7 protein-coding genes are annotated in these 9,179 nt (G+C 71.6%); 5 read left to right on the top strand and 2 right to left on the bottom strand.

Translation table 11 applies throughout. The features are described 5' to 3' along the window. Positions 1-56: 56 nt before the first annotated feature. Positions 57-3,038, bottom strand: a complete 2,982-nt coding sequence (locus tag ACFVIM_RS29050; RefSeq protein ID WP_384307398.1) for an FAD-binding and (Fe-S)-binding domain-containing protein — start codon at positions 3,036-3,038, stop codon at positions 57-59. 55 nt (positions 3,039-3,093) lie between these two features. Next, positions 3,094-4,260, bottom strand: coding sequence for a pyridoxal-phosphate-dependent aminotransferase family protein (locus tag ACFVIM_RS29045; RefSeq protein WP_384307395.1), 1,167 nt, complete (start codon positions 4,258-4,260; stop codon positions 3,094-3,096). A gap of 96 nt (positions 4,261-4,356) precedes the next feature. Between ACFVIM_RS29045 and ACFVIM_RS29040 the strand changes: the two genes are divergently transcribed. From ACFVIM_RS29040 to ACFVIM_RS29020, 5 genes are all read left to right on the top strand, one after another. Beyond that, positions 4,357-5,109, top strand: a complete 753-nt coding sequence (locus ACFVIM_RS29040) for an IclR family transcriptional regulator (protein ID WP_384307392.1) — start codon at positions 4,357-4,359, stop codon at positions 5,107-5,109. 233 nt (positions 5,110-5,342) lie between these two features. Continuing rightward, positions 5,343-6,719: an SLC13 family permease gene (locus tag ACFVIM_RS29035; protein ID WP_384307390.1), complete on the top strand. Its 1,377-nt coding sequence runs from the start codon at positions 5,343-5,345 to the stop codon at positions 6,717-6,719. 160 nt (positions 6,720-6,879) lie between these two features. Next, complete coding sequence (locus ACFVIM_RS29030; protein ID WP_384307387.1) at positions 6,880-7,377, top strand: DUF402 domain-containing protein; 498 nt, start codon at positions 6,880-6,882, stop codon at positions 7,375-7,377. A gap of 127 nt (positions 7,378-7,504) precedes the next feature. Continuing rightward, positions 7,505-8,395: a hypothetical protein gene (locus tag ACFVIM_RS29025; RefSeq protein WP_384307385.1), complete on the top strand. Its 891-nt coding sequence runs from the start codon at positions 7,505-7,507 to the stop codon at positions 8,393-8,395. Between the two features lie 329 nt (positions 8,396-8,724). Then, on the top strand, positions 8,725-9,147 hold the full coding sequence (locus tag ACFVIM_RS29020) for a hypothetical protein (RefSeq protein WP_384307382.1): 423 nt from the start codon (positions 8,725-8,727) through the stop codon (positions 9,145-9,147). Positions 9,148-9,179 lie beyond the last annotated feature (32 nt).

Here is a 9,179-nt window from a genome sequence, read left to right as displayed (position 1 = left end):
GCCTCGGCCTCGGCCTCACCGCCGCCGTGACGGGCCGCGCGGGCTGATACCCCCGTTCAGGTACCGGCGGTGCCGAGGGCCGCGTGGACCAGTTCGATGGGGTGCCAGGCGTTCCGCTCCGTACCGTGGTGGATCTGCTGGCGGCAGGAGACCCCGGTGGCGACGATCACCGTGTCGCCGGGTTCGGCCCTGACGGCGGGGAAGAGCCGGTCCTCGCCCACGGTCAGCGAGACGTCGTAGTGCTCGGACTCGAAGCCGAAGGAGCCCGCCATGCCGCAGCAGCCCGCGTCGAGTTCGACCACCTCCGCGCCCGGGATCCGGCGCAGCAGCTCCACCGTCGCGGCGGTGCCCACCTCCGCCTTCTGATGGCAGTGGCCGTGGTACAGCAGCCGCCGTCCGGCGGGCCAGGAGTCCTCGCCCAGCCGTAGCCTGCCGTCGTCGATCGCCTCCGTCAGCAGCTCCTCGACCTGGCGGACCCGGCCCGCGATGTCCTCGACCGCCGGATCACCACCGAGCATGCTCCGGTGCTCATCGCGCAGGGTCATCAGACAGGACGGTTCACAGCCCACGACCGGCGATCCGGGCGGTGTCGTCCCGGCGAGGAGCTGGACGAGGTGGCGGGCCTTGTCCTTGGCGTCGTCCACGAGCCCCTTGGAGAGACTGGACCGTCCGCAGCAGCCCCGGCTCTCCAGCCGCACCTCCCACCCGGCCCGCTCCAGCAGCTCGATGGCGGCCCGCCCGATGCCCGGCTCGGTGTACGTGGTGAAGGAGTCGGCCAGATAGGTGAGAACGCCCTGGCTCCCGCCCTGGGGTGGCTGCCGGTGGTCGCGGCGGCGGTACCAGCGGACCAGGTTGCGGCGGGTGAAGCGGGGCAGCGGCCGGGCCGGGGCGATCCCGAGCCAGCGGTCCATCAGCATCCGTATCCACCGGATCCGGCCCGGCAGGTTGGAGAGCGGGGCGGTGGCCGAGCCGAGCCGGTTGAGCGGCCGGATGGCCCCGAAGATCCGGGACCTGACCGGTACCCCGTGCTGGTCGTGGTGGTGGGAGAGCGCCTCCGCCTTGAGCGTGGCCATGTCCACCCCGAGCGGGCACTCGCTCTTGCACGCCTTGCACATCAGACAGAGGTCGAGGACGTCATGGAGCCGCTCATCGCCGAGGGCGCGCCGGGGGTCGGGCTCGGACAGCGCCTTGACGAGGGCGTTGGCGCGGCCCCGGGTGGAGTCCTCCTCGTTACGGGTCGCCATGTACGAGGGGCACATGGCGCCGCTGCCGCTCTTGCGGCACAGGCCGATGTTCATACAGCGGTCCGCCGCGCCGCGCATGCCGCCCAGGACCTCGAAGTCCAGCCGGGTGCGGAGTTCCGGTGCCGGGGGCAGCGCCGCGTCCCGGAGGTTCTCCGTCATGGCGGGCGCGTCCACGATCTTGCCGGGGTTCATCCGGTTCTCCGGATCGAAGACCCGCTTGACCTGGCGCATCGCCTCGTAGAGCTGGTCGCCGAAGATCTCCCGGTTGAACTCGCTGCGGGCGAGGCCGTCCCCGTGCTCACTGGAGTTGACCCCGCCGTACTCGGTGACCAGGTCCTTGATCAGCCCGGCGACGGTACGCATGGTGGTGATCTGGTCCGGGTCGGTGAGGTCCACGAAGGGGCGGATATGGAGACAGCCGACGGAGCAGTGTCCGTAGAACCCGGCGGTGAGCCCGTGCTGGTCGAGGATCTCCTTGAAGCGGGCGGTGTACTCGGCGAGATGGACGGGATCGACGGCGGTGTCCTCGACGAAGGCCAGCGGACGCCGGGTGCCCTCGCCCGCCGCCATCAGCAGCCCGAGTCCGGCCTTGCGCACCTTGAGCAGGGACGCCTGCTGGGCGGCGGTGACGGCCCGCAGGGTGTGGTAGCCATGGCCGCCCTGCCGCCAGAGCCGGGTCAGCCGGTCCAGCCGGGCATGGAGTTCGTCCTCGTCGTCGCCGGAGAAGCCGACGAAGAGCAAGGCGTCCGGGTCGCCTTCGAGGATGTTCCCCAGGGAGGCGTACTCGATCTTCTGGCGGGACAGGTCGAGGATCGTCCGGTCCATGAGTTCCACGGTGGACGGGTCGCAGGAGAGCGCCGTGGTGGTGGCCTCGATGGCCCCGGCCACGGAGGCGAAGTGGCCGACGGCGATGAGGGTGTGGCGGGGCCGGGGGACGAGATCGACCAGCGCCCGGCTGGCGATGACCAGGGTGCCCTCGGCGCCGACGACGAACTTCGCCAGGTCGAACGGGGTGTCCGCACGGGCGAGCCGGTCGAGGCGGTAGCCGCAGGCACGTCGCCAGAAGCGCGGGAAGCCCTCGGTGATCGCGTCGGCGTTGGCCCGGACGATCTCCGGCAGCTCCCGGTAGAGCCGTCCCTCCAGGGTGGCGGCGCCCGCCCGGCGGACCCGTTCGGCCTCGTCCACGGGTTCCAGCCGGGCGGTGGTGGCGTCGGAGAGCACGACGTCGAGCGCGCGGACGTGGTCGATGGTCATGCCATGGCGCAGGGAGCCGCTTCCGGCGGAGTTGTTGCCGATCATCCCGCCGATGGTGGCCCGGTTGCTGGTGGAGGTGTCGGGACCGAACATCAGCCCGTGCGCGGCGGCCGCCTGGTTGAGCTGGTCCTGCACGACCCCCGCTTCGACGAGGGCGGTACGGGAGACGGGGTCCAGCTCCAGGATCCGGTTCATATGGCGGGACAGGTCCAGCACCAGGGCGGGGCCGACGGTCTGACCGGCCAGGCTGGTGCCCGCGCCCCGGGGCAGGACGGGCACGCCGTACTCGGCCGCGGCGGCGACCGCCGCCCGGATGTCGTCCTGGTGCCGGGGGAAGACCACACCGCGCGGGGTGATGGCGTACATGCTGGCGTCGCGGGAGAAGAGATGGCGGGTGTAGTCGTCGAAGGCGACCTCTCCGTCCAGCTCGCGGCCGAGCCGGAGTGCGAGGGCCCGGTCGGCGCGGTCGGGCTGGTGGGTGGGGTCGGTGGGATCGGCGAGGTGGGCTGCGGGTGGGTTCTCTCCGGTGAAGGGGGTCATCTGCGCGGCTCCAGGTGCGGGGGTGCGGCGGCGGTACGGGCGGCGACGGCGGAGGTCAGGGCGCTCCCAGCACCTCCAGGGCCGCGCCGAGACCGGCCGGGTCGACCGGAACGCCCGCCAGGCCGAGCCCCATCTGCACCCCGGCGAGGGTGCCCGCCAGGGTCAGGTCGTTGAAGTGGCCGAGGTGTCCGATGCGGAAGACCGTGCCCGCGAGCTTGCCGAGGCCCGCGCCGAGTGACATGTCGTACCGCTCCAGGATGATCTCCCGGACCTTGTCGGCGTCATGTCCCCGCGGCAGCAGGACGCCGGTGAGCGAGCCGGAGTGTTCGCGTTCGTCGGCGCACAGGACCTCAAGCCCCCAGCCGCGGACGGCGGCGCGGGTGGCCCTGGCGTGCCGGGCGTGCCGGGCGTAGATCTCGTCGAGCCCCTCGGCGGCGAGCAGGTCGAGCGCCTCGGAGAGTCCGTACAGCAGGTTCGTGGCGGGGGTGTACGGGAAGAAGCCGCGCTGGTTGGCCGCGATGACGGGCTCCCAGTCCCAGAACGACTTCGGCAGCCGGGCCGTGCGTGCGGCGGCGAGCGCCTTGTCGCTGACGGCGTTGAAGCTCAGTCCCGGCGGGAGCATCAGGCCCTTCTGGGATCCGGCGACGGTGACGTCGACGCCCCAGGCGTCATGGCGGTAGTCGAGCGAGCCCAGCGAGGAGATGGTGTCGACGAGCAGCAGCGCCGGGTGGCCCGAGTCGTCGAGGACCCGGCGGATCTCCGGTATCCGGCTGGTGACTCCGGTGGAGGTCTCGTTGTGGACCACGCAGACCGCCTTGATGGTGTGCCTGGTATCAGCCGTGAGCCGTCGTGCCAGCTCATCGGGGTCGGCGCCATGGCGCCAGTCCCCGGGGACGATGTCGGGGCGCAGCCCGAGCGCGGTCGCCATCTGAGCCCAGAGGGTGGCGAAGTGGCCGGTCTCGAAACACAGCACGCGGTCGTCGGGGCTGAGGGTGTTGACCAGGGCGGCCTCCCAGGCGCCCGTTCCGGACGAGGGGTAGACGACGACGGGACCCGAGGTGCCGAAGACGGGCTTGAGCTGGTGGAGCAGCCGGAGGGTCAGGGCGGCGAACTCGGGGCCGCGGTGGTCGATCGTGGGTGCCGCCATGGCGCGGAGCACCTGGTCGGGGACGTTGGTGGGGCCGGGGATCTGGAGGAAGTGGCGACCGGTACGGGGCGTCATGGGACGGGCTCCTCACAGGACTTGTGCCGTGATACGGCACGCTGTACCGTTTGATGGCACGGGGAGCATAGGCATCGTCCACCGGGGAGTCAATGGATGCAGAACGTCCTCAACACGCTGCGCGTGCTCGAAGAGGTGGCCGAGCGTCAGCCCGCCGGGGTCGCCGAGCTGTCCCGCGCCCTGGAGCTGCCCAAGAGTTCCGTCCAGCGGGCCCTGGTCACCCTGCACACCGCGGACTGGATCCGTCCGGCCCCGGGAACGCCCACCCGCTGGCTGGTCACCACGAAGGCGCTGCGCGTCGGCCGGCGCGCCAGCGGTGAACTGGGCCTGAGAGATATCGCGGTGCCGGTCATGGAGGAGCTGCGCCGCCGCACCGACGAGACGGTGCACCTGGCGATTCCCGAGGGCGGCCAGATCGTGCTCATCGAACGGCTGGAGACCAGCAAGCCGGTGCGGATCATCCTGCCGCTGGGCCACAACCTGCCCGCGCACGCCTCGGCGAACGGCAAGGCCCTGCTCGCGGCGGGCCCGGCCCGGACCGTCGAGGAGCTCGTCGCCCGGGGTCTTGAGCGTTTCACGGACGCCTCGATCACCGACCCCGGCGCCTTCCTGGGGGAGTTGGCGGCGATCCGGGAGCGGGGGTACGCGACCAACCGGGGCGAGTGGCGCGACGATGTCTCGGCGGTCGCGGCGGCCGTGACGGGGGCCGGAGGCGTGCCGGTCGCGAGCATCAGCGTCAATGTCCCCACCAGCCGTATGACGGACGAGTCCCAGCTCGCACTGGGTGTCGCGGTGCGGGAAGCGGCCCGGACGGTCGGGGAGATGATCGGCCGGATGGGCCCGGTCTGACCCGGGTGATTTCTGCGCGGACCCTTGACGCGCTCCCCGGACACGGCTTCCATGCCTCACATTGCGGAATCCGCCTTCCGCATGATGGAAGCCATATCCGTGGGATCACACGTGGGATCACATGGTGGATGGCCCTTCCCTGACGCGCCGCCACCATGCTCGTGTGAGCCCACCCGCCGTGGCGGCGCCGTGACCCCCGCAGAGTGACCCTCGGCCGAAGGCGAGGAAGCCTCGTGTCAGATCACGTCATAGCCATCATCGCGCTGGCGTTGGTGTTCACCATCGCCACCCTCACATCCGTCCATATGGGAGCGCTGGCCATCGTCGCCGCGTTCCTCACCGGATCGCTCTTCTTCCGTCAGACCTCCGACGACATCTTCGGGGGCTTCCCGGGCGACCTCTTCGTCGTCCTGGTCGGTGTGACCTTCCTCTTCGCGCTCGCCAGGAACAACGGCACCGTGGAGTGGCTGGTCCATGCCTCGACCCGGGCGGTACGGGGCAGGATCGCCCTGATCCCCTGGGTGATGTTCCTGGTCACCGCCGTACTGACGGCGGTCGGGGCGGCGGTCCCGGCCGCCGTCGCGATCGTCGCCCCCATCGGTATGGGATTCGCCGCCCGGCACCGGATCAACCCCGTCCTGCTCGGGCTGTTCATCATCAACGGAGCGAGCGCGGGCGGGTTCTCCCCGATCAGCGTCTTCGGCAGCATCGTCAACGGAGTCGTCGCGCGCAATGGACTCCCCGCCAGTCCGGCCCTGCTGTTCGCCAGCTCCTTCGTCTTCAACGTCCTGCTCAGCCTGGTCGTCTTCGCCCGCTTCGGCGGACGGGACCTGCTCGGCCGCGACACGGGGACGGAACCGGGCACCGCGACCGGCGGCACCGGCGGCACCGGCCGTACCGGCGGCACCGGCGGCCACGACCCCACGGGAACGTCCCGGCAGGCCGACGGCGGCCCCGGGGCGACGACACTCGTACAACAGCGGCCGGCACCGGAGGACGGCCCCGCCGTCCGGCTCGACCGGGCCCGGGCGCTCACCCTCCTCGGGCTGGCCGTCCTGGTCGTCGGAGCACTCGGGTTCGACCTGCATGTGGGCCTGCTCGCGCTGACCGTGACCGTGGTCCTCTCCCTGCTCTCCCCGGCGTCCGCGAAGGGAGCGGTGGACCGCTGCGCCTGGTCGACCGTGCTGCTGGTCTGCGGCATCGTGACCTTCGTCAGCATGATGGAACGCATCGGCACCATCGACCACGTCGGCACGAGCGTCGCCGGGATCGGCACCCCCCTCATCGGCGCGCTCGTGATCTGCCTCATCGGCGCCGTGGTCTCCGCCTTCGCCTCCACCACCGGCATCCTGGGCGCCCTCATCCCCCTGGCGGTGCCCTTCCTGCTGGCGGGCGAGGTCAGCGCGATCGGCCTGGTCATCGCCCTGGGTATCTCCTCGTCCGTGGTGGACTCCTCTCCTGTCTCCACCAGTGGCGCGCTGGTGACGGCCAGCGCGCCGGAGGGCGAACGGGAACGGGTCTTCCGGGCGCTGATGCTGTGGGGCTTCTCCATGGCGGCGGTCACCCCCGTCGCCACCTGGCTGCTCTTCGTCGTCCCCGGACGGCTCTGACCCGAGGCCGCGCGGGGGCACCCGCGCGGCCCGGCACAGGTTCCGTACTCCCCGCCGCGGGGCCCAGGGGGGGAGAGCCGTCGGCAGCACCCGCCCCCGCCGCTTCGATAGGGTGCGCACGCGTTCGAAGATCATCCCGCTGAGGAACCGGAGCACAGCGATGCGGCAGTCGATGGACGTCGTCCTGACCAAGGGTGGCCGGACCAAGATCCGTTACCAGGCCGGACTGCTGACCGACGACGGCCACCGGATCACGGTGGTGGCGCCCTGGTCGGCCCCGGACACCCGGGACTTCGGCTTCGTCCGGTTCGAGCCCGGCGACCAGTTCACCGAGCACTACTGGCGGGACCGGTGGTACGCGGTGAAGGAGGTCCGCGACCGCGCCGGGACACTCAAGGGCTGGTACTGCGACATCACCCGCCCCGCCGATGTGCTCCGGCCGTCGGCGGAGCCGGGCCGGATCGTGGTGGAGGACCTCGACCTCGATCTGTGGGTCTCCGCCGACGGTACGGAGGTACTGCGGCTCGACGAGGACGAGTTCACCGCCAGCGGCCTCCCCGAACGGGACCCGGAGGCCGCCCGGGAGGCACTCGCCGCGCTGGACGAACTGGAACGCCTGGCGAAGGACGGCGCCCTCACCACACTCCTCGACCCCTGACGGACGCCCTCCGCGGGGCGGCGACGCGATGGGTGGCCTCCCTCCGCACGCCGCCGCCGTCCCGGGCGGCCTTCTCAGGTGACAGCGGAATGCGCTATGCCTGTCTCATCCGGCGAGGAGGCCACAGATGACCACGGCACGCCACGCACAGACCTCGGGTACGCCCACGCGGATGACCCGCTTCGATGACATCTACCGCCAACCGGATCCACGGGCGTACTTCGCCGTCCTGGGGGCGCTGGGGTACCGGACACCGCACCACGCCCAGGGCGTCTTCCGCCGACTCCTGCCCCACGCGGGCCTGCCGGGGGCCGGTGACCAGGACGGCGGGTCACCGGCCACGGTCCTGGACATCTGCTGCTCGTACGGCATCAACGCGGCCCTGCTCAACCACGAGGTGACACTGGCGGAGCTGTACGACCGCTACACCTCCCCGCAGGCGGCCCGGCTGACGACCACGGAACTGATCGCGTGGGATCGCGCGTACTACGCGGAGCGCCGCCGACCGGATGCCGTACCCGTCATCGGCCTGGACATCGCGGCGCCCGCCATCTCCTACGGACGCGCGGCCGGACTGCTCGACGACGGATTCGCCGAGAACCTGGAGGCCGGTCCGCCCAGCCCGGCGCTGTACCGGGCCACCCGGGGCACCCGGCTGATCACCGTGACCGGCGGGGCGAGCTTCCTGTCCGCGCGTACCTTCCGGCCGCTGCTGGCGGACCGACAGGATCCGCCCTGGGTGGCCGCCTTCGTGCTGCGTACCGGCTCCTACCAGCACATCGCCGACGCCCTGGTCCCGTTCGGCATGACCACGGAGAAGGACACCTCGCGCACCTACCCGCAGCGGCGCTTCACCGACGCGAGTGAACAGCGGTACGCGGTCGCCGCCGTGTCCGCGACCGGCGACGACCCCCAGGGCAAGGAGACCGACGGCCACTTCCACACCGCACTCCACCTGACCCGGCCCACCGCGCACCAGGACACCCGTCCGCTGCACACCCTGCTACGGGACGACTGAGCCCGTCGGTGCGACGCGAGGACGAACCCCGGGAGCGGCGTCGCGGATGCGGGCGGCGCGCGACCGGGCACGGCGGGGGCGGCGCCGTGCATCCTTCCGCCGTCCGCCCGCCTCTCATGGGTGTCCGGACGAACGGGCCCGGACCCGGGGGCGCCGGGGCGCGGGCGGTGGATCTGTTCCACGGGGACCCGATCTTCGCCGTCCGGAACAGGGGGGCACCGCCGAGCCGAGATCGTGGATTTCCACGATGGTGGGGCCGGTGGGGGACGGCCGAAGCTGGAACCAGCCGACACCGGTCGGACCAACCTCCAGCAGAGAGGCTTTCTCTGATGTTCAGTCGTGTCCTGGTCACCGCGACCGCCGCGACCGCCCTGGCCCTGCTGCCCCTCGCGGGCTCGGCACAGGCCACCGAGAACACCCCGCCCGCCCCGCCCGCCTCGGTCGCCGCCGTCTCCGGTGAGCAGCGGGCCGCCTCCACCAGCTGCAGTGTCTCGAACGACCAGGGGTATGCGAGGCTCAACTCCACCAACAGCAGCGCGGTCGGCAAGTACGACTACGTGGCGCTCTACGACCGGGACCCCTGGCACGCCGGTGCCAACGGCTACCTCTGGGGTGCCTGGCAGTGGGTGACCAGCGGGGACTACACGACCAATCGCAGTATGAACGGCACGAAGTACTGGTGCGCCTACGTGAGCTACGACTACGCCGCCGGGCACTACAAGATCCTCTCCACCGGCGGGCCGGTCAGCTGAGGCCCCGGGTGGGGCGGTCGGCTCCTCCGCGC

Origin of the sequence: Streptomyces sp. NPDC057638 (assembly GCF_042800315.1) — a bacterium.
GTDB lineage: Bacteria > Actinomycetota > Actinomycetes > Streptomycetales > Streptomycetaceae > Streptomyces.
Note: the sequence above shows the minus strand (reverse complement) of the source record. Positions and strands in the feature narration are given on the sequence as shown.